This is a genomic window from Streptosporangium sp. DT93 (genome assembly GCF_049844535.1).
GTDB lineage: Bacteria > Actinomycetota > Actinomycetes > Streptosporangiales > Streptosporangiaceae > Streptosporangium.
This window is the reverse complement of the sequence record NZ_JBNCLF010000004.1, coordinates 421,107-445,501: the sequence shown is the minus strand read 5'-3', so window position 1 is coordinate 445,501 and position 24,395 is coordinate 421,107. Positions and strand designations below refer to the sequence as shown.

Annotated in this window: 13 protein-coding genes; 11 read left to right on the top strand and 2 right to left on the bottom strand. The window is 73.3% G+C overall.

Translation table 11 applies throughout. From position 1 onward, the window contains the following. The first annotated feature begins 223 nt into the window (after positions 1-223). From ACLQ2R_RS12355 to ACLQ2R_RS12325, 7 genes are all read left to right on the top strand, one after another. On the top strand, positions 224-1,678 hold the full coding sequence (locus ACLQ2R_RS12355; RefSeq protein WP_425959588.1) for a class I adenylate-forming enzyme family protein: 1,455 nt from the start codon (positions 224-226) through the stop codon (positions 1,676-1,678). 203 nt (positions 1,679-1,881) lie between these two features. Further along, complete coding sequence (locus tag ACLQ2R_RS12350) at positions 1,882-3,408, top strand: condensation domain-containing protein (RefSeq protein ID WP_425959587.1); 1,527 nt, start codon at positions 1,882-1,884, stop codon at positions 3,406-3,408. Continuing rightward, positions 3,401-4,444 (top strand): thiamine pyrophosphate-dependent dehydrogenase E1 component subunit alpha, encoded by a 1,044-nt coding sequence (locus ACLQ2R_RS12345; protein WP_425959586.1) that lies wholly within the window; start codon positions 3,401-3,403, stop codon positions 4,442-4,444. The genes ACLQ2R_RS12350 and ACLQ2R_RS12345 overlap by 8 nt, the downstream gene beginning before the upstream one ends. After that, positions 4,435-5,418, top strand: a complete 984-nt coding sequence (locus ACLQ2R_RS12340) for an alpha-ketoacid dehydrogenase subunit beta (RefSeq protein ID WP_425959584.1) — start codon at positions 4,435-4,437, stop codon at positions 5,416-5,418. Before ACLQ2R_RS12345 ends, ACLQ2R_RS12340 begins: the two co-directional genes overlap by 10 nt. After that, on the top strand, positions 5,411-6,703 hold the full coding sequence (locus ACLQ2R_RS12335) for a 2-oxo acid dehydrogenase subunit E2 (RefSeq protein WP_425959583.1): 1,293 nt from the start codon (positions 5,411-5,413) through the stop codon (positions 6,701-6,703). Before ACLQ2R_RS12340 ends, ACLQ2R_RS12335 begins: the two co-directional genes overlap by 8 nt. Beyond that, on the top strand, positions 6,700-12,447 hold the full coding sequence (locus ACLQ2R_RS12330) for an amino acid adenylation domain-containing protein (protein ID WP_425959581.1): 5,748 nt from the start codon (positions 6,700-6,702) through the stop codon (positions 12,445-12,447). The genes ACLQ2R_RS12335 and ACLQ2R_RS12330 overlap by 4 nt, the downstream gene beginning before the upstream one ends. 192 nt (positions 12,448-12,639) lie before the next feature. Then, positions 12,640-14,079, top strand: a complete 1,440-nt coding sequence (locus ACLQ2R_RS12325) for an SWIM zinc finger family protein (protein ID WP_425959580.1) — start codon at positions 12,640-12,642, stop codon at positions 14,077-14,079. A 218-nt stretch (positions 14,080-14,297) separates the two neighbouring features. On the opposite strand, the gene ACLQ2R_RS12320 is transcribed toward ACLQ2R_RS12325, so the two are convergent. Beyond that, complete coding sequence (locus ACLQ2R_RS12320) at positions 14,298-19,598, bottom strand: Lhr family helicase (protein ID WP_425959578.1); 5,301 nt, start codon at positions 19,596-19,598, stop codon at positions 14,298-14,300. A gap of 484 nt (positions 19,599-20,082) precedes the next feature. On the opposite strand from ACLQ2R_RS12320, the gene ACLQ2R_RS12315 reads away from it, so the two are divergent. Then, entirely contained in the window at positions 20,083-20,571 is a 489-nt protein-coding gene (locus ACLQ2R_RS12315; RefSeq protein WP_425959576.1) for a VOC family protein, read from the top strand. A 129-nt stretch (positions 20,572-20,700) separates the two neighbouring features. Then, the gene (locus ACLQ2R_RS12310) at positions 20,701-20,895 is read left to right on the top strand and encodes a DUF3046 domain-containing protein (protein WP_425959575.1); all 195 of its coding nucleotides are present in this window, start codon (positions 20,701-20,703) and stop codon (positions 20,893-20,895) included. A 184-nt stretch (positions 20,896-21,079) separates the two neighbouring features. Here ACLQ2R_RS12310 and ACLQ2R_RS12305 read toward each other — a convergent pair whose 3' ends face one another. Then, positions 21,080-21,373, bottom strand: a complete 294-nt coding sequence (locus tag ACLQ2R_RS12305) for a hypothetical protein (protein ID WP_425959573.1) — start codon at positions 21,371-21,373, stop codon at positions 21,080-21,082. A gap of 564 nt (positions 21,374-21,937) precedes the next feature. Between ACLQ2R_RS12305 and recA the strand changes: the two genes are divergently transcribed. Together recA and ACLQ2R_RS12295 are read left to right on the top strand one after the other, a co-directional pair. Continuing rightward, entirely contained in the window at positions 21,938-23,080 is a 1,143-nt protein-coding gene (recA, locus tag ACLQ2R_RS12300; protein ID WP_425959571.1) for a recombinase RecA, read from the top strand. Positions 23,081-23,660: 580 nt separating this feature from the next. Continuing rightward, on the top strand, positions 23,661-24,248 hold the full coding sequence (locus tag ACLQ2R_RS12295; protein ID WP_425959570.1) for a regulatory protein RecX: 588 nt from the start codon (positions 23,661-23,663) through the stop codon (positions 24,246-24,248). The last annotated feature ends 147 nt before the right edge of the window (positions 24,249-24,395 follow it).

Here is a 24,395-nt window from a genome sequence, read left to right as displayed (position 1 = left end):
AGTTCTGGTTGGTCAGTGTTACACCTCGATGTCGGAGGCGCAAGGGCCTCTTTCGGCATGATTTCATGGTCTCCCGAACCTCCCCCAAGGGCTTGCGTGGCTGTTGCGATCATGTAAGACTAACGCTCGCTTTTGAATAGTAAAGATTCTTTCCTGTAGCGCCTTCGGCACCCACGCGCTTCGAGCGCATATACATCCGATCTTTTAGTGGGAGGTTCACTCGGTGAACCTGACCGTCCCCCAACTGCTCCACGACCGGGCCCTCGCCGACCCCGACGGGGTGGCGCTGATCGTCCACGGCTCGGCCCCCCTCACCTACCGCCGGTGGTACGAGCGCTCCACCGACCTCGCCAACCGCCTGGTCGGGCGCGGTGTCACCCCGGGCGACCGGATCGGGCTGGTCTTCGGCGCCGCGGACTGGACGGACTACGCCGTCGCGTTCTGCGGGGTCCTGGCGGCCGGAGCGGCGGCCGTGCCGCTCTCGGAGCGTCTCGCCCCCGGCGACCTGCGCCTCATGCTGGACGACTGCGGCGCGACCGGGGTCGTGCACGGCGCCGGGTTCACCGTGCCCGGGGCCGGGTGGAGCGCCACGATCGAGGACCTGGACGCGGAAACGTCCTACGAGAAGGCCGTCCTCGCGCCTCCGGCGCCCGGCGATCTGGCCCAGATCCTCTACACCTCAGGCACCACCGGCCGCCCCAAGGGGGTCGCGGCCACCCACGCGAACCTGGCCCACGGCTGCGGCGCCAGGCGCCGCCCGTTCGCGCACTCCCGCCACCTCGCGCACGCCTTCCCGATCGGCACCAACGCCGGGCAGGCGATGCTGATCAACGCGCTGGACGCGCATCCGGCCGTGGTGACGCTGCCGCGCTTCACCCCGGGCCGCTTCGCCTCCCTGATCGAGTCCTACCGCGCCGGGACGGTCTTCCTGGTCCCCGCGATGGCCATCGAGCTGATCGGCGCCGGGGTGGGGGAGCGGCACGACCTCTCCAGCGTGCTGCTGCTCGGCTCGGCCGCCGCGCCGCTGCCCTCGGCCGTCGCCACGGCCCTGACCGCGACCTTCCCCAACGCGACGATCACCAACTACTACACGTCGACCGAGGCCGCCCCGGCCCAGACGGTCATGATGTTCGACCCCGACCGCCCCGGGAGCGTCGGCCGCGCCATCGCCGGGGGACGCGTCAGGATCGCCACCCCCGAGGGGGAGCCCCTGCCCGCGGGGGAGACCGGGGAGGTCTGGATGCGCTCCCCGGCCGCGCCGCGCGCCTACTACGGCGACCCGGAGAGCGGGACCTTCCGCGACGGCTGGGTGCGGATGGGCGATCTCGGCCGGATCGACGACGAGGGCTACCTCTACCTCGTCGACAGGGAGAGCGACGTGGTGAAGTCCGGGGCCTTCAAGGTCTCCACGATCCACGTCGAGGAGGCCGTCCACGACCACCCGGCCGTGGCCGAGGCCGCCGCGTTCGGGGTGCCCCACCCGGTGCTCGGGACCGTCGTCGCCGTCGCCGTCGCCGTGAGGGAGCCCCTCACCCCCGAGGAGCTGCGGATCTTCCTCAAGGACCGCCTGGCCTCGCACGAGCTTCCCGCGCACGTCCTGACGGTCGACGCGCTGCCGCGCAACGACGGCGGCAAGGTCGACAAGCGGGCCCTGCGGCGGAGGGTGGAGGGCACATGAGGCCCGTTCCCGTCTCCTCCGCCGCCTCCGTTCCCGGGAGCGGTTCCGCTCGCGCGTCCGAGACCGTTTCCGCGTCCGAGGCCGCTTCCGTGTCCGAGGGCGTTCCCGTGTCCGAGGGCGTTCCCGTGTTCAAGACTGTTTCCGCGTCCGAGGTCGCTTCCGTTTCCGAGGCCGTGCCGGTGCCGGGTCTCGCGCCCGGAGACATGCCCCAGGTCACGTTCACCCAGCAGGGCATGTGGGTGACCGAGCAGGCGGGGGGTGGGGGCGCGGCGTACCACATGCCGTTGCTCGTCCACCTCGACGGCGACCTGGACGTCGCCGCGCTGTCGGCCGCCTGCGCGGCGGTGGCGGACCGGCACCCGATGCTGGGCAGCGTGGTGACCGAGGTGGGCGGTGAGTTGCGGCTCGTACCCGGTGCCGAGGTTCCGGTACGCCTCCTGAGGAGTGCGGACCTCGCCGCAGAAGCGGACGCGAGCCTCGCCCGGGAGAAGGGCGCGGGCCTCACCGCGGAGGAGGACGCGGACTCCGCCCCGGGGGAGGACGCGTGGGAGCGGGTGGTGCGGGAGGAGATCCTGCGCCCGTTCGACCTGGACGCCGGGCCGCTGACCAGGTTCACCCTGCTGCGCGTCGCCCCCCGGCGGCACCTGCTCGTCGTCGTCGCCCACCACATCGTCTTCGACGGCGGCTCCAAGGACGTCCTGGTCCGCGACCTGGCGGCCCTCCACAACGGGGAGACGCCGCCCCCGCTGCCCCGGATCGACCACGGCCGCGCCGAACGCGACCGGGTGGCCGGCCTGCTCCCCGCCGCCCGCGAGTTCTGGAAGCCCCGCCGGCGCGACCCGGGCGAGACAATCGTGCTCGGCCGGGCGCTGAGGTCCCGGCGGGCGGGCGAGGGCCGGGTGCTGCGGTTCACCCTCGACGCGCCGCTCACCCCGATCCCGGGCCTGACCGGGTTCGAGGTGCTGCTCGCCGCGCTGCACACCCTGCTCCTCGGCTACGGCAACGCGGCGGTGACCACCGCCGTCGACCTGTCCACCCGGCCCGCCGAGGCCGCAGACCACGTGGGGCCGTTCGTCAACGAGCTTCCGGTCGCGTCCACGCCCTCACCCGAGGCGACCTTCCGCGCGTTCGCCACCGAGCTGCGCGGTGAACTGCGCGAGATCTACCGGTTCCGTCAGGTGCCGTTCTCCCGGGCGATGCCCCGGGTCCGGCCGCACGCCGCGCTGGTGCCTGTCTCGGTCAGCTACCGGACCCGCCGCGAGGCCGATCCGATCTTCACCGGGCTGGACGCCACGGTGGAGTGGACCGCCTTCAACCACGCGGTCCGCGGCGCGCTGCACCTGCAGTGCGTGGCCGGGCCCGGCGGGCTGGAGATCAGCATGCGGTACGACCCCGAGACGGTGCCCGACGCCGCCCGGGTGGCCGGCGACCTGCGTCGCGTCCTGGAACGCGCCACCCGCCACCCCGACCTGTCACTGCACGACATTCTGGAGAACGAGATGGGTTCCGTCACCACGCTGACCGACCAGGTGCGCGAGATCTGGGAGGAGGTGCTGGGCATCTCGCCGATCGACGACCACGACGACATCTTCGACCTGGGCGGCCACTCGCTGACCATCACGCAGATCATCGCCCGCATGCGCAAGCGCCTGGACATCGAGGTCTCCCTGGACGACTTCTTCGACAACCCGACGATCGCCGGGATCGTGGACTCCCTCAGCCATGACTGAGACCACCGTGACTCCCACGACCTCCGTGCCACCGATGCCCCCCATGATCCCCGCGACCGTCGGCGCCCCCTTGACGACCGGCCCCACCGGTGTCACCGAGTCCGCCCCCGCCGCCCCCGTCGCCGCCGCCGCGCCCCGCCTCTCCCGCATGGCCGACGACGACCTGGAACTCCTGCTGCTGATCCGGCACTTCGAGCTCACGCTCCTGGAGCTGTACGCCAGGGGCGACCTCAACGGCACCACGCACACCTGCCTCGGCCAGGAGTACGTCCCGGTCGCGCTGCGCCCGCTGCTCGGCGCGGCCGACCACGTCTTCAGCAACCACCGGGGCCACGGCCACTACCTGGCCAGGTTCCGCGACCCGCACGGCCTGCTCGCCGAGATCATGGGCAGGCAGGGCGCGATCTGCGGCGGCGTCGGCGGCAGCCAGCACATCCGGCGCGACCGCTACCTCTCCACCGGCGTACAGGGCGAGAGCATGCCGGTCGCCGCGGGAGTGGCGCTCCACCTCAAGCGCTCCGAGCCCGGCGCCCTGGCCTGCGTCCACATCGGCGACGGCACCTGGGGCGAGGGCGCGGTCTACGAGGCGCTGAACCTGGCCGCGCTCTGGAACCTCCCGCTGCTGGTCGTCGTGGAGAACAACGGGGTGGCCCAGTCCACCCCCACCTCCGCGCAGATGGCGGGCACGGTGGCCGGACGCGCGGCCGCGTTCGGCGTCCGGCACCGCCTGGTCGTCTCCGCCGACGTCAACGAGATCCGCATGGCGCTGGAGGCCGACGTCGCGCGGGTGCGCGAGGGCGTCCCGCTGGTGGTCGAGTTCGTCACCCACCGCCTCGGCCCGCACAGCAAGGGCGACGACGTCCGCCCGGCCGACGTCCTGCGCGCCGCCAGGGACAACGACTGGTACGGCCGCTACGCCCACGACCACCCCGAGCAGTTCCACCGGTTCGACGAGACGGTCAGGGCCCACGTCCGGGCCGTCGCCGACGAGGTCGCCGCCCGGCCGCCGTCCGGTCTGGAGGGACCGTGCGCGTAGCCGAGAACCTCAACGCGGCCCTGCACTCCCTGCTGGAGGACGACCCCACGGCCTACGTGCTCGGCGAGGACGTCGTCGACCCGTACGGCGGCGCCTTCAAGGTCACCAAGGGGCTGTCCACCCGCTTCCCCGAGCGCGTGATCACCACCCCGATCAGCGAGGGCGCGCTGACCGGCGTCGCCGCGGGCCTGGCGCTGACCGGCAACACGGCCGTGGCCGAGATCATGTTCGGCGACTTCGTGACGCTCGCCTTCGACCAGCTCTGCAACTTCGCCAGCAAGTCGGTGTCAATGTACGGCGAGCGGGTGCCGCTGCGCATGGTGGTGCGCTGCCCGACCGGCGGCGGACGCGGCTACGGCCCCACGCACAGCCAGAGCCTGCAGAAGCACTTCATCGGCATGCCCGGCCTCTCGCTGTACGAGATGTCGCCCTTCCACGACAACCGCGCGGTGTTCGCGGCGATGCTGGAGGCGGCCGAGCCCTGCGTGTTCTTCGAGGACAAGGTCCTCTACACCCGGCAGATGGAACGCGTCGACCCGCTGTTCGCGGTGCGCCGCGACGGCGACCTGGCCGTGGTGGACATCCGCGACTCCGGTGACCGCCCCGACTGCGTGGTCATCGCCCCCGGGGGGATGGCCCACCGGGCCCTGGGCGCGATGCGCTCCCTGCTGGTGGAGCAGGAGATCGTCACCCGCCTGCTGGTGCCCTCCCGGCTGTACCCGCTGGACGCGGACACGCTGCTGCCGCACCTGACCGACGTCGTGCTGGTCGCCGAGGAGAGCACCCCCGGGGGCACCTGGGGCAGCGAGGTCGCCCACCTGCTGCACGCCCGCCTCTGGGGACGCCTGCGCGGGCCCGTCCGGCTCGTCTGCTCGCGCGACGCGGTGATCCCCACCGCCGCGCACCTGGAGGCCGAGGTCCTGGCCGGGGAGTCCGCGATCCACCACGCCGTACGGGAGGCCCTGCGTGGCTGACATCCGCGTCCCCAAGCTCAACGACAACGACACCGAGTACCTGGTCGTCGCCTGGCTCGTCGGGGACGGCAAGCCCGTCGCGGCGGGCGAGCCGATCGCCGTGCTGGAGACCTCCAAGGCCGCCGACGAGCTGGAGGCGCCCGAGGCGGGACACCTGCACCACGCGGCCGCCCTGGACACCTGGATCGCGCCCGGTGCGCTCCTGGCCCGCGTCACCGCCGAGGCGGACCCGCCGCCCGCCCCGGCGACCGGCGCGACTCCCGGCCCGACATCCGGCGCGAGTCCCGTCCCGGTGCCCGGCACGTCCTCCGCGGCGTTCCCGGGCGGGGCGGCGGAACCGGTGACCCCGGGCGCGTCTCCCGGCACGCCCTCCCGCGCGCCCCACGGTGCGCCGGGTGGTGCGGCGGGGGGCCAGATCGGCGAACCCGTGGGAACGGCCGGGCGCAAGGACGCGCAGGCCGTCGAGCCGGTCGTCACCGATCCGGCCCGCGCCGCCATGGGCGAGCTCGGGGTCTCCGACGACGAGGTCGCCTCGCTGGGCCTGGCCGTCGTCCGCCGCGCCGACGTGGAGGCCCTGGCCGCCCGCCGTACCGCGGAGGCGACCCCCGAGGCGCCGGAGGGCGGCGCCGAGGAGGGCACGCACCGCCTCTCCCGGGTGCAGCGCGCCGTCGCGCGCGCCGTCACCGTCTCGCACGGCACGATCCCGGCCGCCTACACCGCGGTGAGGTTCGACGTGGGACCGCTGCTGGAGCGGGCCAGGGAACTGACCAGGGAGGTCCGCAGGCCGGTCGGCCTGGCCGAGCTGTTCGTCCAGGCCGTGGCCGCCCTGCACCCGTCGTTCCCGCTCTTCTTCTCCTCCCTCGACGGCGACCGGGTGCGACCCGCCGACGCCCCGCGCGTCGGCGTGACGTTCGACATGGGCGAGGGGCTGTACGTGCCGGTCGTCCACGACACCGGCTCCCTCAAGGCCATCGCCGCCACGCTCATGCGCTACCGGCTCGCCGCCGTCGAGGGCGACTTCCGGGAGAGGGACCTCACCGGAGCCACCATCGCCGTCACCCTGCACACCGAGGCCGACGTCGTCCTCGCGATCCCCTTCGTCTTCCCCGGTACGGTCTGCGCGCTCGCGATCACCTCGCCGCAGCGCGAACCGGCCTTCGCCGAGGACGGCACGGTCACATCCAGGACCGTCGCCTGCATCGGTCTCGCCTACGACCACCGAATCATCAACGGCCGGGACGCCGCGCTCTTCCTCGCGGCCCTCCGGATGGAGCTGCGAGCATGACCGAGACCACGCTGTCGGACGCCAAGAAGGCGCTGCTCGCCCAGCGGCTCCGGCGCAGGGGGGAGTCGCGGTCCGTCGTCGCCCGCGCGCCCGGAACCGTCCCGCCCCTCTCGCACGCCCAGGAACGCCTGTGGTTCCTGGAGCAGTACCGGCCGGGCACCACCGTCTACACCGTGCCCGTCGCGGTGCGGCTGAGCGGACCCCTGGACGCCGGCGCGCTGCGCCGCGCGCTGGACGAGGTCGTCGCACGGCACGAGGCCCTGCGGATGCGCTTCCTCACCACCGAGGACGGCACCCCCGAGCTGGTCGTGGACGACCCCCGCCCCGCCGAGCTGCGCGTCGCCGAGGTGGCCGACGCCGACGCCGCGATCGAGCTGTTCGACGCCGACCTGGCCGTCCCCTTCGACCTGGAGCACGGCCCGCTCTTCCGCGCCGTGCTGGCTCAAATCACGCCCGAGGACCACGTCCTGCTGCTGGCCGCCCACCACACCGTCGTCGACGGCTGGTCCAGCGACCTGATCATCCGCGAGCTGCTCGCCCTGCACGACGGCGAACTCCTGCCGCCCGCGCCGGTCGGCTACGGCGACTACGCCCTGTGGCAGCGGGGCCTCGACCACAAGCGGGAGATCGCCCACTGGCGCGACCGGCTGGCCGGGCTGCCCGCCCTGGAGCTGCCCACCGACCGGCCGCGCCCGGCCGAGCAGCGCCACGAGGGGGCCGCCCTCGACGTCCGGATCGACGCCGACCTCACCCGGCGGCTGACCGAACTGGGCGCCGCGGCCGGGGCCACGCCGTACATGACGCTGCTGGCCGCCTTCCAGGTCCTGCTGTACCACTACTCGGGGCAGACGGACTTCGCGGTCGGCTCCCCGGTCGCCGGGCGCGGGCTGCCCGAGCTCGACGGGGTCGCCGGCATGTTCGTCAACACCCTCGTCCTGCGCGCAGACCTGGCCGACGACCCGTCGTTCACCACCTTCCTGGGCCGCACCCGCGAGACCGCGCTGGACGCCTTCGCGCACCAGGAGCTCCCGTTCGACCGGCTGGTTGGCGAGCTGAACGTGACCCGCGACGTGAGCAGGTCGCCGCTGGCGCAGGTCACGTTCGCGCTGCAGAACTTCAAGGCGGGCCGGGAGGACCGGCGCGTCTCCTACCTGACGCTCCCGGCCAGGACCACCCGGTTCGACCTGGGCCTGTACCTGTTCGAGAGCCCGGACGGGCTGCTCGGCCACCTCTCCTACGGCACCGCCCTGTTCGACGCGGAGACCGTGGAGCTGATGGCGGCGCGGTTCGAGACGCTGCTGCGCTCGATCGTGGCGGACCCGGAGCGGCGGGTGGGGGAGCTGTCGCTGCTCTCCGAGGAGGAGCGCGAGCTGGTCCTGGGCTTCGCGACGGGACCCGCACCGAAGCCGTCGGGCCACGCGCTGCTGCACGACCTCGTCACCGCGCAGGCCGCGCTGACCCCCGGCGCGACGGCCGTGGTCCACGACGTCTCGCCCTCCGCCGCGGCGTCCGCCTCCGCGACACCGGCCGTACGCGGCGCCTCCGCGCGGTCCGGCGCGCCGTCCCCGGCCGGTGGGGGCTCGCTGACCTACGCCGGGCTGGACGAGCGCTCCACCCGGATCGCCGCCCTGCTGAGGAACCGGTACGGCGTGGGCCCCGACACCAGGGTCGGCGTCTTCCTGGAGCAGTCCACCGACCTGGCGGCGGCCGTCGTCGGCGTGCTCAAGGCCGGTGGCGCGTACGTGCCCCTCGACCCCAAGCAGCCGCGCGAACGGCTGGCGTACATGCTGGCCGACTCCGGGGCCGTGGCTGTCCTCACCACCTCCGCCCTGAGCGACCTCGTGTCCGGCGTACCGTCCACCGGCGGTCACGACGCCTCCGGTGTCGCCGCCGGTCACGGTGCCCCGGGTGTCCCCGAGGTGCCCGTGATCCACCTGGACGTCGAGCCGCTGGACGAGACCGGCTTCGCACCCCCGGACCTCTCTCCGGACCACCTCGCGTACGTGATCTACACCTCCGGCACCACCGGGCGGCCCAAGGGCGTCGGCGTGCAGCACCGGCAGGTGCTCACCTACCTCGCCGGGGTGAGGGAGCGCTTCGAGGTCGAGCCCGGCGCGGTCTACACGCTGCTGCAGTCGCTCTCGTTCGACTTCGGGGTGACGATCTTCTACCTGTCGCTCATGACCGGCGGCGAGCTGCACCTGGCCGACCCGCAGGCTCCCGTCGAGGAGCTCGCCGGGCTGCTGGGCCGCACCGACTACCTGAAGATGACCCCCTCCCACCTGGCCTCGCTGCTGGCCGGGGTGGACGACCCGGCCCAGGTGCTGCCGCGCAGGCTCCTCGTCCTGGGCGGCGAGGCCTCCCGGTGGAGCTGGGCCCGCGAGCTGGCCGCGCACACCCCCGTGGTCAACCACTACGGCCCCACCGAGGCCACGGTCGGCATCTCCACCCACGCCGTCACCGGCGAGCACGAGCGCTCGTCGAACCTGCCCATCGGCAGGCCGCTGCCCGGCGCCGCCGTCTACGTGCTCGACGACCACCGGCGGCCGGTCCCGCCCGGCATGACCGGCGAGATCTACCTCGGCGGCGACCGGCTCGCCCGCGGCTACCTCGGACGCCCCGGATGGACGGCCGAGAGGTTCCTGCCCGACCCGTACGGCGAGCCCGGGGCCCGCATGTACCGGACCGGCGACCTCGGCCGGTGGCTGCCCTCCGGTGACCTGTGCTTCCTGGGCCGCCGCGACCTGCAGGTGAAGGTCAGGGGCTACCGGGTGGAGCTGCCGGAGATCGAGTCGGTGCTCGCCGGCCAGCCGGAGATCGCCCACGCCGTCGTCGACCTGCGCGCCGACCGGCTGGTCGCCTACGTCGTCGCCGAGCACGCCGGGGAACAGGTCGCCGTCGGCGAGCTGAGGGCGCGGCTCGCCGAGCGCCTGCCCGAGTACATGATCCCCGGGCGGTTCGTCTGGCTGGACGAGCTGCCGCTGAAGTCGCACGGCAAGGTCGACCGGGCGAGCCTGCCGGAACCCGACGAGGCGCGCCCCGACCAGGAGGCCGGGTTCGTCCCGCCGGGGACACCCCTCGAAGAGGCGGTCGCGGCGGTGTGGGCGACGGTCCTCGGACTGGCCCAGGTCGGCGTGCTGGACGACTTCTTCGACCTGGGCGGGCACTCGCTGCTCGCCGCGCAGGTGGTCGCCCGCCTCAGGAGGACCATCCCCGAGGGCGGGCGCCAGGTCACGATCCTGGACCTGTTCAAGCACCGCACCGTCCGCGCGCTCGCGCGGCTCGTCGAGGCGGGCGACGACGGCCCGCGCATGCTGCTGCACCGCCTCACCCCCACCCGTACCGCCACCTCGACCCTGGTCTGCGTGCCGTACGGGGGAGGCAGCGCCGCGATCTACCAGCCGCTGGCCGACACGCTGCCGGCCAACTGGGCGCTGCACGCGGTCGCCGTCCCCGGCCAGGAGATGGGCCTGATCGAGGAGACGCGACCCGTGGCGGAGGTCGCGCAGGGCTGCGTGGAGGAGATCCTCAAGGAGATCCGGGGACCGCTGGCCCTGTACGGGCACTGCGGGCTCGGCGTCATGCTGACCGTGGAGATCGCCCGCCGCCTGGAGGCCGCGGGCCGCCCGGTCGAGGCGATCTACCTCGGCGGCATCTTCCCCTTCGCCCGCCCCACCTCGGTGCTGGCCAAGCTGTCGAACCTGACCGACCGTCTGCGCAGCGACCAGGTCTGGGCCAACGCCCTGCAGGCCGCGGGCCTCGACGTGGAGGACCTGGAGCGCGACCAGCTCAAGCTGATGATCGACAACCGCCGCAAGGGCACCAAGGAGGCCGAGCGCTACTTCACCCGCCTCTTCGAGGAGGGCGTCGAGCCGCTGCGGGCGCCGATCATCTCGGTGGCGGGCGACCGCGACCCGGCCACCGAGTTCTACCAGGAGCGCTACCGCGAGTGGCACCTGCTGACCGGCTCCACGGCCGTGGTCGTCCTCGACGAGGCCGGGCACTTCTTCCTGAAGTACCGTGCCGAGGAGCTCGCGGACATCGTCACCGGCACCCACCGGGCCATCGCCTCCGGCGACACGGCGAGGCTGGCCCGTACCGACCGGTCCACCTGGTGGCTCGGCGGCGTCTCCACCCAGGACGCCCTCCCGGAGATCTCCCCGGCGACGACGGCACCCGCGCTCACCGGCGCGGGACCGATCGCGCCCGCCACCACCGGTGCGGGGGCATCCGCTCCCGCCTGGCCGGAAGCGGCCGCGTCCGCTTCCTCCGGTCCCGGTACGGGCGGGGCGCCACCGGGGACCGGGCACCCGGTCACGACGGGCCCCGCGGCGCCGTCCGGCCCGCCGCCCAGCATGAAGCGGTTCGCCGCCGTGGCGGCCGGGCAGCTCGTCTCGATCATCGGGTCGTCCCTCACCGAGTTCGCCGTCCCGCTGTGGATCTACATCACCACCGACTCGCTCGCCAGGTTCGCCCTGTTCTCCGTCCTCGCGCTGGTCCCCGGCATGCTGGTGTCCCCGCTGGCCGGTGCCCTCGTCGACCGCTACGACCGGCGCAAGGTCATGCTCGCCGGAGACGTCGGCGCGTTCGGCACGCAGCTGGCGCTGGGCGTCCTGCTGTGGACCGGCAACCTGGAGATCTGGCACATCTACCCGCTCCTGGTCCTGCTGTCGGTCGCGCTGACCTTCCAGCGCCTCGCCTACAACTCCGCCATCCCGCAGCTGGTGCCCAAGCGTTTCCTCGGTCACGCCAACGGCGTGGTCCAGATGGTCACCGGCACCGCCCAGCTCATCGTCCCGCTGCTCGCGGTCGGCCTGATGGCGGTGATCGGGCTGGAGGGCATCCTCATCCTGGACGTCGTCTCCTACGTCTTCGCGATCGGGGTGCTGCTCTTCGTCCGCTTCCCGAGGACCATGGCGTGGAAGCGCAGGGAGTCGCTGGTCGCCGAGATGGTGGAGGGCTGGAAGTTCTCCTGGGGCAACCGGGGCTTCCGCGGCATGCTGTTCTTCTTCGCCGTGCTGAACATCTTCCTGTCCCCGCTGTTCCTGCTGATCTCGCCGCTCGTCCTGGGCTTCGCCACGCTGGAGGACGTCGGCCGGATCTCCTTCTTCGGCGGCCTGGGCGTCTTCCTCGGCGGCCTGACCATGACCGTCTGGGGAGGCCCGCGACGCCGGAGGCTGCGGGGCGTCATGCTCTCCACCCTCGCCCTGAGCGTCTTCTGCCTGATCACCGGCCTGCAGCAGAGCCTGGTCCTGATCGCGGTCGGCGCCTTCGGGATGTCGTTCTGGCTGACCATGCTCAACGGCGTCTACGCCACGATCATCCAGGTCAAGGTGCCGCAGCGCTTCCACGGCCGCGTCATCGCGCTCAACACGCTCGTCGCGTGGTCCACCCTGCCGATCGGCTTCGGCCTGGTGGCGCCGTACGGCAGCGCGCTGTTCGATCCGCTGATGGCTCCCGGCGGACCCCTCGCCGACACGGTCGGCCTGGTGCTCGGCACCGGCGAGGGCCGGGGCGTCGGCCTGATGTACGTGCTGTTCGCGGTCGCCATCGCGATCACGGCGCTGGTCGCGATGCGCACCCGCACGCTGTCGCGGTTCGACGTGGACGTCCCCGACGCGCTCCCGGACGACCTGGTCGGATTCCAGGCCATCCAGAGGCGCCAGGAGCGGGAGCGCCAGGAACACGAGAGCACCGAGCCGGCCACCGAGCCGGCCACCGAGGCGGTCCCGGCGGGGAGGTGACCGCGTCCCCTGGTGAGGGAGGTCCCGGCCGCCCGCAGGATGGTGGCGCGGGCGCTGCCCAGGGTGAGGGCGAGAGCGTCGGCCACCCCCGCGTCGCGGGCACCGTCGGACCACAGCAGGCAGGTGGGTGCCGCCGGGAACGGGGCCGGCGCGTTCCCGGGTTTGTCGGTGAGGTCATCTAGCGTCCCGATCATGACTTCAGCGACGCAGGCGTACACGTACGCCGCGCCCTCCTCTCTCGTCGACGGCCGGCTCGGACTGGCGACCTCCGGCGGGCGGGGCCTGTCCGGACCGGCCGTGGCCCCCCGGTTCTTCAGCGGCGTGGTGACCCGGGCGGCCCCCGCCGCGGCGGCCCTGCTCGGCGTCGCGGACGTGGCGCTGGCCCGCTACCACCAGCCGCAGGCGCGGCCCGGCTGGGTACGCGACCCGGTGGTGACGTGCAACGGAGACCGGTTGAGGTTCGAGTCGTTCTCGGCCTGCGGCGGCGTGTACGCCCGGCTCGACCTGCTGGGCGGCGCGCTCGACGGCGAGGTGTTCGACCGGGGCACCACCAACGTCGACGTGAACGCGCCGCTCCGGGAGGCGCTGGCGCGCATCGGCGCGCGTGACCCGCTGCACCTGGGGGTCGGGCTCGACGAGCTGGTCGTGACCACGATGGACGGCGCCGTGGTGGAGAAGAAGGTGCCGCTGCCCGAGCGCTGGTTGCGTGGCTTCGCCGAGGTGCAGGTCATCGCCTCGGGCATGGACCAGCGCGGTGAGCTGACCGGCATGGCGGCGGTGCGGTTCCTGCGCGGGCTGCCCAGGAAGGGCACGGTGTGGGTGGCGCAGGCGGGGCGGGAGCTGAAGGTCTCCGACCGTCAGGCTCCGGGCTCGGTCCAGCTCGCCGGCCCCAACCGGCTCGGCACCCTCCTGCCGCTGCTGCGCTTCGCGAGATCCCTCCGGGTGTACGGCCCGGCCGACGCCGCCTCCAGTGCCTGGGAGCTGGAGCTCCCCGGCATGCGCTACACGCTCACCCTCTCGCCCGAACGCTGGCGCGGCTTCTCCGGCGAGGGCGCGGTGCTCGACGACCTGGCCACCGACGAGGCCGAGGACGACGCCGACGTGGTGGGCATGCTGCTCAACTTCGAGCCCGAGGTCGAGATCGGCCTGCTGGCCGACCGCGCGGGCATGCCCGCCGACCGGGTACGGGCCGCGCTGACGCGGCTCGGCGTCGCAGGCCGGGTCGGCTACGACCTGTCGGAGGCCGCCCACTTCCACCGTGAGCTGCCCTACGACAGGGACAACGTGATGCTGCTCAACCCGCGGCTGGCCAAGGCGCGCGCGCTCGTCGACGCGGGCGCCGTGCACCTCGAAGGCGAGCTGGCCACCGTCCACACCTCGGGCGGCACGCGCCGGGTCTCGCCGGCCGACGGATCCTGCACCTGCGAGTGGTGGTGGGACCATCGCGGCTCCCGCGGGCCGTGCAAGCACGTGCTGGCCGCCCGCATCGTCGCGCGCGCCGACGTGGCACGCTGGACCGGCGCGCGCGGGGAGATCCCGGTCGTCGCCGGGTTCGCGCGCGACCGCCGCACGATCCGCCTCGTCCACGAGTGCAAGCGCCTTCACGCCGAGCTCACCGCGGCCACGCCATGACTCCCGGCGAGATCCCCGACGCGATCGGGGATCTCGCCGGGGATCTCGTGCTCGGCCACGACGCCGGGTGAGCGATCGACCCGGGCCGCCCTCCCGGCGGAAGCGCGAGACCAGGCCCGCGGCGGCACCGGAGACACGACGACCCATTCCCGGCGGTGAGGAGGCCGCCGGGAACGGGTCCCACATGGGTCCCACGCGGTCACCGCGCCGACGGCGCTTCAGGCCCGCAGGCGCAGGCCCCTGGGGGTCGGGTGGAACCCCGCGGCCTCCAGGGCGGCACCCAGCGGGGAGTCGTTGATGGCGGTGCCGTCCGCCCGCTCGACGGTCAGCTTGCCCAGCGCGCCGTCGCGCACCGCGAGCGCGAGGGCGTCGACCGCGGACCGGAGGCGGTCGTCGTCGGAGAAGGACAGCAGCGTCTTGCCGCCGCGCTCGACGTAGAGGATCAGGTGCCCGTCGACGAGCACGACCAGGGACCCGGCCTTCCTGCCGGGCTTGTGGGACGCCTGCTCGGGACGGGCCGGCCACGGAAGGGCCGCCCCGTAGGGGTTGGCGGGGTCGGCCGCCGCCAGCACCACCGCCCGCCGGACGTCCCCGGCCGGGCGCTCCGGCCTCCGCGCCTCCCAGGGGGCGGGCGCCGGAGCCGAACCCCACGCGTCGGCCTCGGGCACCGGGCTCCGCTGCTCGGAGGGAGCGGCGGCACGCATCCGGTCGACGGCACCCGGGAGGGCGAACTGGGCGCCGCCCAGCCCCTCCACGAAGTACCCCCTGCGGCACCGGCCGCTCTCCTCGAAGGCCCGGAGCACCTGGTAGACGGCGGCGAACCCGCCGGGCAGCCGCTCGGCGGTCACCGCGCCCCTGGTCACCACCCCGTGCCGTTCCAGCAGCACCTCCGCCTGGGCGTGGGCACGCTGGGTGCTCTCCGGCGCGAGAGCGGGCAGCGCCCACCAGCGTCCGCTCACCGTGGGCGGACCGCTTCTGGTCGGCAGCACCGCCCGCCTGCGCCGGGTCGGTGCCGGTCGATGCGCCGGACGCCCCGTCCCGAGCGTGGAGCGCAGCGGGGCCAGCGTGTCGCCCGTGATCCGGCCCGACCACACCAGGTCCCACACGGCGGCCGAGAGCGCCCGGTCGTCCGGGACGGAACCGTCGAGCAGCGCGCCCGCCCGGCTCGCCAGCTCGCGGAAGAACAGCGCGCCCCCACCGCCCAGCACCTCCAGCACCGCCTCGTGCACCGGGGTCAGCGTGATGTCGGCGGGAGCGGACATCAGCAGCGGCGCGGTGTCGGCGAAGTAGAGCGACACCCACCCGTCACCGCCCGGCAGTGACCCCTGCCCGGCCCAGATCACCTCGCCCGAGGCGGTCAGCTCGTCCAGCAGCGACGGATCGTAACCGGGCACCCGCGCGGGCAGGATCAGCGTCTCCAGCGCCGACGCGGGCACCGCCGCGCCCTGCAACTGCTCGATCGCGCCCACCAGCGCGTCGATCGGCGGCCTGCCGCGCTGCGGGGAGCCGGTGATGCCGTGCCAGGCGGGGGAGAAGGCCGCCAGCGTCTCCGCCGGGACCGGCTCCACCTCCTTGCGGAGCCTGGCCAGCGACCTGCGGCGCAGCATCCGCAGCACCCCCGCGTCGCACCACTCCTCACCGCGGCCGCCCGGCCTGAACTCCCCGCTCACCACCCGCCCGGAGGCGGCCAGCCGGCGCAGCGCGTCGACGACGACCGCGGGGCCCAGGCCGAACCGGGTCGCGGCCGTCCCCGCGGGGAAGGAGGCGCGGGTGCGGGCGTGCCGGGCGAGCAGGTCGCCCAGCGGATCGTCGACCGGCTCCAGGAAGGCGTGCGGCACCCCCACCGGCAGCGGCGTGCCGAGCGCGTCGCGCAGCCGGGCGGCGTCCTCGATCGCCGCCCACCGCTCCTGCCCGGCCACCCGCACCCTGATCGCCCGGCGTGCGCCCTCCAGCTCGGCCAGCCACGCGGGGTCGCCCTCGCGCACGCTCACGTCCTCGGCCAGCAACGGGCCGTGGGAACGGAGCAGGTCGGCCAGGTCCTCGGCGTCGCGCAGCGGGCGATCCAGCCGGGCCAGCTCCCGCTCGGTGTCGGCGATCACGTCGGGGTCGAGCAGCTCGCGCAGGTCGGCCTGGCCCAGCAACTCGGCCAGCAGGCTCGTGTCGAGTGCGAGCGCCTGGGCGCGACGCTCGGCCAGCGGGGCGTCCCCCTCGTACATGAACGCGCCGATGTAGTTGAACAGCAGCGACGCGGCGAACGGGGAGGCCTTGTCGGTCTCGACCTCCACCAGCCGGATCCGCCGCGCCTCGACGTCGCGCATCAGCCGGACCAGCCCCGGCACGTCGAAGACGTCCTGGAGGCACTCGCGCATCGTCTCCAGCACCACCGGGAACGACCCGTACCGGCCGGCCACGCCGAGCAGGTGCGACGCGCGCTGCCGCTGCTGCCAGAGCGGCGACCGCCTGCCAGGGGTGCGACGCGGCAGCAGCAGGGAACGCCCGGCGCACTCGCGGAACCGCGCCGCGAACAGCGCCGAGCCGCCCAGCTCCTCGGTGACGATCCGCTCGATCTCCTCCGCGTCGAAGATCGCGATGTCCGAGGGGGGATCGGAGAGCGTGTCGGGGATGCGCAGCACGATCCCGTCGTCGGAGTGCACCGCCTGCACGTCGACGCCGTAGCGCTCGCGCAGCCTCCGCCCGATCGCCAGCGCCCACGGCGCGTGCACCCGCGCCCCGTACGGGGAGTGGACCACCACCCGCCAGTCGCCCAGCTCGTCGTGGAACCGCTCGACCACCAGCGTCCGGTCGTCGGGCACGTACCCGGTGGCCTGCCGCTGCTCGGCCAGGTAGGCGAGCAGGTTGGCCGCGGCGAACTCGTCCAGCCCCGCCGCCCTGATCCTCGCCAGCGCGCCGTCCCTGGTCAGGTCCTCGGCGGGACCGCTCCGCGCCTCCGCGTTCCCGGAGCCCTCACCACCGGTCACCGCGCCCTTCCCGCCGGCGCCTTTCCCTTCGGTTCCCTTACCGCCGGGGCCCTTCCCGGTCGTTTTCTTCGCACTCGTCTTCTTCGCGCCCGCGCCTGGTCCTGTACTCGGGCCCGCGTCCGTGCCCGTTCCCGTGCCCGCGTCCGTTCTGGCGCTCGTGCTCGTTCCCGTACGCGTGCTCGACGCGTCCAGGCTCCTCGCGCCCGTGCCGCCCGTCGCGGTGTCCGCGCCCGCCGCGGACATCTCGCGGAGGAACGCGCCGATGGCTCTCCCCAGCTCGGCCGGGCGGCCAGCGGTGTCACCGTGCCAGAACGGGAGCTTGCCTGGCTGTCCCGGGGCGGGCGTGACCAGCACCCGGTCGGCGGTGATCTCCTCGATCCGCCAGGAGGTCGCGCCCAGCACGAACACGTCCCCCGCCCGCGACTCGTAGACCATCTCCTCGTCCAGCTCGCCCACCCGGGAGGACTTCTCCCCGACCAGGAAGACGCCGAACAGCCCGCGATCGGGGATCGTGCCGCCGTTGGTGACCGCCAGCCGCTGCGCCCCCGGACGGCCCCGCAGGGTGCCGGTCACCCGGTCCCAGACGATGCGCGGGCGCAACTCGGCGAACTCCTCGCTCGGATAGCGTCCGGCGAGCATGTCGAGCGTGGCCTCCAGCGCGCTCCTGGGCAGCGTCCGGTAGGGGGCGGCCCGGCGTACGACCTCCTCCAGCTCGTCGACCGTCCACTCGTCCAGCGCGGTCATCGCCACGATCTGCTGGGCGAGGACGTCGAGCGGGTTGCGCGGATAACGCAGGTCCTCGATCTCGCCGGTCCGCATCCGCTCGGCCACCACGGCCGTCTGGACCAGGTCGCCCCGGTACTTGGGGAAGATCACTCCACGGGAGACGGCTCCCACCTGGTGACCGGCCCGGCCGATCCGCTGCAGGCCGCTCGCCACGCTCGGCGGCGCTCCCACGCAGGCCACCAGGTCCACCGCGCCCATGTCGATGCCGAGTTCCAGGCTGGAGGTCGCGACCACGGCGGGCAGCCGTCCGGACTTGAGCGCCTCCTCGATCTGCGCGCGCTCCTCCTTCGAGACCGACCCGTGGTGGGCACGGACGATCTCCGGGACGACCCCCTTGGCAGCACCGGCCTGCGCCATCATGGCCGCGGGCGTGGAGACGGAGGCGGGCGGAGGACCTCCGGCGGGACGCGCGCGACCGGCCTTCCCGTCGGTTTCCCCGGAACCGGCCTGCCCGGGGCGGGTGCGCCCGGGGCCGGTCTGCCCGGGCCGGGGGCGCCCCCCGGGGTCGTGCCCGGAACCCTGCCCGGCGTCCTCGGCCGTCCGCTCGGCGTCCTCGGTCTGCCGCTCCCATGCCAGCTCGTTGAGGCGGGTGCAGAGCCGCTCGGCCAGCCGCCGCGAGTTGGCGAACACGATCGTGGAGCGGTGAGCTCCGATCAGGTCGAGGAGCCGCTCCTCCACGTGCGGCCAGATCGACCGCCTGGCGGGGGTCTCGGTCAGCCAGCGGTCGTCGTCCTGGGGCGGCGGGGCGGGGGCGGTGTCGAGCTCGGTCATGTCCTCGATCGGGACGACCACCTCGACCTCGATCCGCTTCTCGGAGGGAGGCTGGACCACGGTCGCCGGGCGGGACCCGCCCAGGAAGGCGGCCACCTCGCTCACCGGCCGCACGGTCGCCGACAGGCCGATGCGCTGCGCGGGCCGGTCGAGCAGGGCGTCGAGCCGCTCCAGGCTGAGGGCCAGGTGCGCTCCGCGCTTGGTCGCCGCCACCGCGTGCACCTCGTCGACGATGACCGTCTCCACCCCGCGCAGCGCCTCGCGGGCCTGGCTGGTGAGCAGCAGGAACAGCGACTCGGGGGTGGTGATCAGGATGTCGGAGGGCCTGGTCGCGAACCGGCGCCGCTCCTCGGCCGGCGTGTCGCCGGAGCGGGTCGACACCGAGATCCGCGGCACCGGGAGACCGAGCCGGCGCGCGGTCTGCTCCAGCCCGGCCAGCGGCGCCCTGAGGTTGCGCTCGACGTCGACCGCCAGGGCCTTGAGCGGGGACACGTACAGCACCCGGCACAGCCTCGGCGGCTCGTCGTCCCCGCGCGCCCGCCGCCTGCCACCGGCCCGTACGCCGCCGGGCCGGTCACCGGCACCCCGTTCGCCGCCGGTTCGCCCGCCGTCCCCGCCGGTGGACGCCCGCCCGCCGCCCGCCAGGTCGTTCCCCGTCTGCCGGTCATCCGCCTGTCCGGTGTCCGCCTGCGTGGCGCCCGCCCGCATGGTGTCCGCCCGCATGGTGCCCGTCTGCGCGGTGCCCGTCTGCGCGGTGCCGGCGGCCGAGTGTTCGGCCGCCAGCCGGTCGAGCGACCAGAGAAAGGCGGCCAGGGTCTTGCCGGAACCGGTGGGCGCGACCACCAGGGTGTTGTCGCCCCGGGCGATCGCCGCCCAGGCCCCCTCCTGAGCGGCGGTGGGCGCGGCGAACGCCCCGGTGAACCACTCCCTGGTCATCGGGGTGAAATGTCCGAGAGCTCCGTCACTGCCCGTGGTCTCGCCCATCGACGGCCTCCCCCTAGCCTCCGGCTCGATCGACCTGCCGGTCCGTCACCCATACTGCCTGGCGCCACCGACAGAACCCGTCCTCGCCGACCACACCGGAAAGGCGGTCCGCGACCTTGCCCATGAGCGTGTCCACGACCCTGTCCATGAGCCCCGTTCACGACCCTGTCCATGACCCCGTCCATGACCCCGTCCATGAACCCTGTCCATGACCCCGTCCATGACCCTGTTCACGGCCCTGTTCAATGAACCCCGTTCATGAACCCTGTCCAATGAACCCCGTTCATGACCGCGCCGGTCGCCACGGCCCTGTCTCGGCCTCGTCCCGGCCCTGTCACGGTCCGCTACGGCCCGGCGTGCCACGCCGGCCTCGTCCGCCCGCCGGGGCGCCGCCACGGTGGCGCGATGTCCGGGGTAGGTTGGCCCCCTGTCGTCACGGACATGGCCCTGACGGACGTACAAGGCAGTGAGTGGTGAGCTAGCGATGAGCATCGACCATCAGGCCATCGAGGCGGCGCGCGAGCGGATCAAGGCGAAGCACCTGAGGGCGCACCGGCCGCCGAGCAGCGCGAGGGGGCTGCACCACTTCGCCCTGATCTCCTCCGACGTCGAGACGACCGTCAGGTTCTACCAGGACCTTCTGGAGTTCCCGCTGACGGAGATCATCGAGAACCGCGACTACCCGGGGTCCAGCCACTTCTTCTTCGACATCGGCAACGGCAACCTGCTCGCGTTCTTCGACCTTCCCGGCCTGGACCTCGGGCCCTACAGGGAGGTTCTCGGCGGGCTCCACCACATCGCCATATCGGTGGACCCGTCCACATGGGGGCGCCTGCGGGGCAAGCTGGAGGCCGCCGGGGTGCCGCACCAGGTCGAGAGCGGCGCCTCCGTCTACTTCGCCGACCCTGACGGGGCTCGGCTGGAACTGCTCGCCGACCCCCTGGGAGAGATGTACGGCTCCAGGGTGCTTTGAGCTCGACCCCGCCACCGAAGGACCCGAAGCGCTCCGAGGTCGCTCCCGCCACGGGCGGAGCGGGTCTCGCCCCTCGTCGGCGCGGCCGTACGGGGCCCGGCATCTCCGAGCCGGACCCATACTTGGGACATGCGCCTGTCGGATTTCTGGAAGCGGATGAAGCAGCACTTCGGAGACCAGTACGCCGAGTCGTGGGCCCAGGACTACATCATCGCCGACCTCGGGAGCCGGACCGTGACCCAGGCGCTGGCCGAGGGCGTCGGGGCCAAGGAGGTCTGGCACGCCGTGTGCGGGGTGACCGACGTCTCTCCGCGCCTGCGCTGAGGCGGGCCCGTTCGGGGCGGATCTGTTCGGTGTGATCCGCTTCGGGACGGGCCAGTTCAAGGTGCACCTGTTCGGGACGAACCTGTTTGAGAGGCGCCCTTTCGAGGCGGGGCCGTTCGGGGTGGTCGTGTCCATGGCGGGTCCGTGGCGGGTCCGTGTGCGAGGGCCGTTCGGGGTGCCCCGCTCACGCAGGGTCCGTTCGAGGCCGATCCGTGGCCGAGCCGAGGAGTTTCTCCACCGCCTCGGCCGCGTGTGCGGGGTCGTCGGCGCTCTGCTGACCGTCCGGCGACCACAGGAACAGCCAGCCGTCGCCGGTGGGGGTGGCGAAGACGATCGTCTGTCTTCCGTTGTCCGGATGCCACACCCACAGCACCGGGGCGGTGCCCCCGAGGGTGCGGCTCGCCAGCCCTCGCCGCTTCAGCTCGGTGGCCAGGGAATCGAGATGAACTAGGCGTTGCTGCGTGAACGCGTCGGGCACGTCGGGCACCTCGGATCGTTTCCCTTCAGCATCACCCCAGGTCAGCCCGGTGACAACAGAGCCACGGCAATTCCCGTAAATGTCTCCTCCAGGATGGGGTGACGGCGCGCGATCACGGGCCGTGCCCCGGCCCGGAGGGCGCCACCGGAGGACGCGAGGTCTTTCGCGGTCCTCCCACGTGGGGGCGCGACGTCCCGGGGCGTTCCCCACCGGTGGGCGTGGGGCGTCCGCAACCCGTCGGGACAGGAGACGCGGAGGCGTTCCACGGCGTCCCCCGACCTCCGGTGACTTCCCTGCCCCCCTGTCCTTCCTGTCCTCCCGGTTTTCTCGGTCGTCCCGGGCTTCACGAGGGGAACGGTCAGAGGACGCCCCGAGCCGAGCGGGGCAGAGGTCGCCGGGTGTTCCGTGACTTCCGCGACGCGTGTTGCCGACGGGCAGCGATCGAACAGTCGTTCGGCTATATTGAACAAGCCGCGACTCTTGGCGTGCCCTCCCGAAATTGTCGGCGGCACCCCGTAGCTTGCTGGCAATCGATCCAACCCACGACCCTCCAGGGGGGCTCCCATGGCAGCTAACGACCGCGAGAAGGCGCTCGAGACCGCGCTCGCTCAGATCGAGCGGCAGTTCGGCAAGGGCTCCATCATGCGCCTGGGCGACGAGACCCGGGCGCCCATCGAGGTGATCCCCACCGGCTCCATCGCGCTGGACGTGGCCCTCGGCATCGGCGGCTTCCCGCGCGGCCGCATCGTCGAGGTCTACGGCCCCGAGTCGTCGGGAAAGACCACCGTCGCCCTCCACGCGGTGGCCAACGCCCAGCGCGGCGGCGGCATCGCCGCGTTCATCGACGCCGAGCACGCGCTCGACCCGGAGTACGCCCAGAAGCTGGGCGTCGACACCGACGCGCTCCTCGTCTCCCAGCCCGACACCGGTGAGCAGGCGCTGGAGATCACCGACATGCTGATCCGGTCCGGCGCCGTCGACCTGATCGTCATCGACTCGGTCGCGGCCCTGGTGCCGAAGGCCGAGATCGAGGGCGAGATGGGCGACAGCCACGTCGGTCTGCAGGCCCGCCTGATGTCCCAGGCGCTGCGCAAGGTCGCCGGTGCGCTCAACAACACCGGCACCACCGCGATCTTCATCAACCAGCTCCGCGAGAAGATCGGCGTCATGTTCGGCTCGCCCGAGACCACGACCGGTGGAAAGGCGCTGAAGTTCTACGCCTCGGTCCGTCTCGACATCCGCCGCATCGAGACGCTGAAGGACGGCACGGAGGCGGTCGGCAACCGCACCCGGGTGAAGGTCGTCAAGAACAAGATGGCCCCGCCCTTCCGGGTGGCCGACTTCGACATCCTGTACGGCGTCGGCATCTCCCGCGAGGGTGGCCTGATCGACATGGGCGTCGAGCACGGTTTCGTCCGCAAGTCCGGCGCTTGGTACACCTACGAGGGTGACCAGCTCGGTCAGGGCAAGGAGAACGCGCGGAACTTCCTCAAGACCCACCCGGACATGTCCAACGAGATCGAGAAGAAGATCAAGGAGAAGCTCGGCGTCGGCCCGCGCGTCGACAGCCCGGCGACCCCGCCGCCCGCCGCCCCGGTCTCCGCCCCCGCCGGTCGGAGTTCCGCTCCGGCGCCGGCCACGGCAGGTGCCGGTCGGGGGGCCAAGGCGGCGGCGGCAGCCGCCGCCCCCAAGCCGGGTGACGCCTGATCCGGGCTGACCGATGACGACGGGACCTGACTCCGGTCCGGCCGACGCGGCCGGGCCGAGAGACTGGGGTGCCTGGCCCGATGTGCCCCGGGACGCTTCGTCACCCGGAGGTGGTCGCGGGCGAGACGGCGATCCACCCGCGTCCGGGGGCTTCTGGGACGATGATCCGTCTTCCTCTTCGGGGCGCTCGGGACGGCGCCGAGGTGGCGGTTCGTCCGCCTCGGGGCGTGGAGGGCGGTCCGGTGCGTTCGGCTCGGGAAGTGATCGGGAAGGTGGCTCCGACGCGTCTCCCGGTGGTTGGGAGGTGGACCCGCCGTCTTCTCGGGACGCGTTCGACGCCTTCGGTGAAGAGGGCCTCGCCGACCCCGAGGGCGGGTCGCCGGGCGAGGGGCGTCGTGCTCCCCGCCGTGCCTCGCGACGTGGTGAACGGACCGGCCGGCAGTTCGGCGAGGGAAAAGGCCGGCGGACCGGTGGGGGGTGGGGCGGGAGACCTTCCAGGGACCGATCCTCGAACCCGTTCCCGGACACGTCGACCGGGGAGACGGGCGACGGCGCGACCGACGGCACCGGCACCGGCGGGATGGGCACCGGTGCGGGCGACGCTGGAACGGGCATCGGCGGGTCGCGCGGCGGGGCGGCGGGCCGCAGGGCCGACGCCGATCCCCAGGCGGTGGCCCGGGGGATCTGCCTGCGGCTGCTGACCATGGCGCCGCGCACCCGGGCCCAGCTCGCGGAGGCGCTGCGCAAGCGTGAGGTGCCCCAGGAGGCGGCGGACGCCGTCCTGGACCGCTTCTCCGAGGTCGGGCTCATCGACGACGAGGCGTTCGCCGCCGCCTGGGTGAGCTCGCGCCACGCCGGGCGGGGCCTGGCCCGCAAGGCGCTCGCCTCCGAGCTCCGCCACCGGGGAGTGGACGAGGAGACCGTGAAGGACGCGGTGGAGCAGCTCGACCCCGAGCAGGAGGCCGAGACCGCCCGCGCCCTGGTGCGGCGCAAGCTCTCCTCGACGCGTTCCCTGGAGCCCGCGGTGAGGACTCGCAGGCTGGCGGGCATGCTGGCCAGAAAAGGGTACGGTCCCGGGCTGGTGTTCCGGGTGATCCGCGAAGTGCTGGAGGAGGCCGAGGCGGAGACGTCGTCGTTCCCCGAGGATCTGGACTGCCCGCCCGAATAGCTCAAAGCGGCTTGACAGCCGTTCTTTGCTTGCTCGTTACCTCTCTGACGCTTAATCTCAACGACAGTGAGGAGTTACTCCGTGCAGTGCGGATTGGCATAGCGGTTTATTGCGGACAAGCAGGCTTGGCGAACGGGAACGCGACGA

Bases quoted from the DNA above. Each gene is read 5' to 3' on its own strand.
- ACLQ2R_RS12325 (WP_425959580.1), top strand. From the start codon at position 12,640: ATGACTTCAGCGACGCAGGCGTACACGTACGCCGCGCCCTCCTCTCTC.
- ACLQ2R_RS12310 (WP_425959575.1), top strand. From the start codon at position 20,701: ATGCGCCTGTCGGATTTCTGGAAGCGGATGAAGCAGCACTTCGGAGAC.
- recA (WP_425959571.1), top strand. From the start codon at position 21,938: ATGGCAGCTAACGACCGCGAGAAGGCGCTCGAGACCGCGCTCGCTCAG.
- ACLQ2R_RS12295 (WP_425959570.1), top strand. From the start codon at position 23,661: ATGGGCACCGGTGCGGGCGACGCTGGAACGGGCATCGGCGGGTCGCGC.
- ACLQ2R_RS12345 (WP_425959586.1), top strand. From the start codon at position 3,401: ATGACTGAGACCACCGTGACTCCCACGACCTCCGTGCCACCGATGCCC.
- ACLQ2R_RS12330 (WP_425959581.1), top strand. From the start codon at position 6,700: ATGACCGAGACCACGCTGTCGGACGCCAAGAAGGCGCTGCTCGCCCAG.
- ACLQ2R_RS12315 (WP_425959576.1), top strand. From the start codon at position 20,083: ATGAGCATCGACCATCAGGCCATCGAGGCGGCGCGCGAGCGGATCAAG.
- ACLQ2R_RS12350 (WP_425959587.1), top strand. From the start codon at position 1,882: ATGCCCCAGGTCACGTTCACCCAGCAGGGCATGTGGGTGACCGAGCAG.
- ACLQ2R_RS12320 (WP_425959578.1), bottom strand. From the start codon at position 19,598: ATGGGCGAGACCACGGGCAGTGACGGAGCTCTCGGACATTTCACCCCG.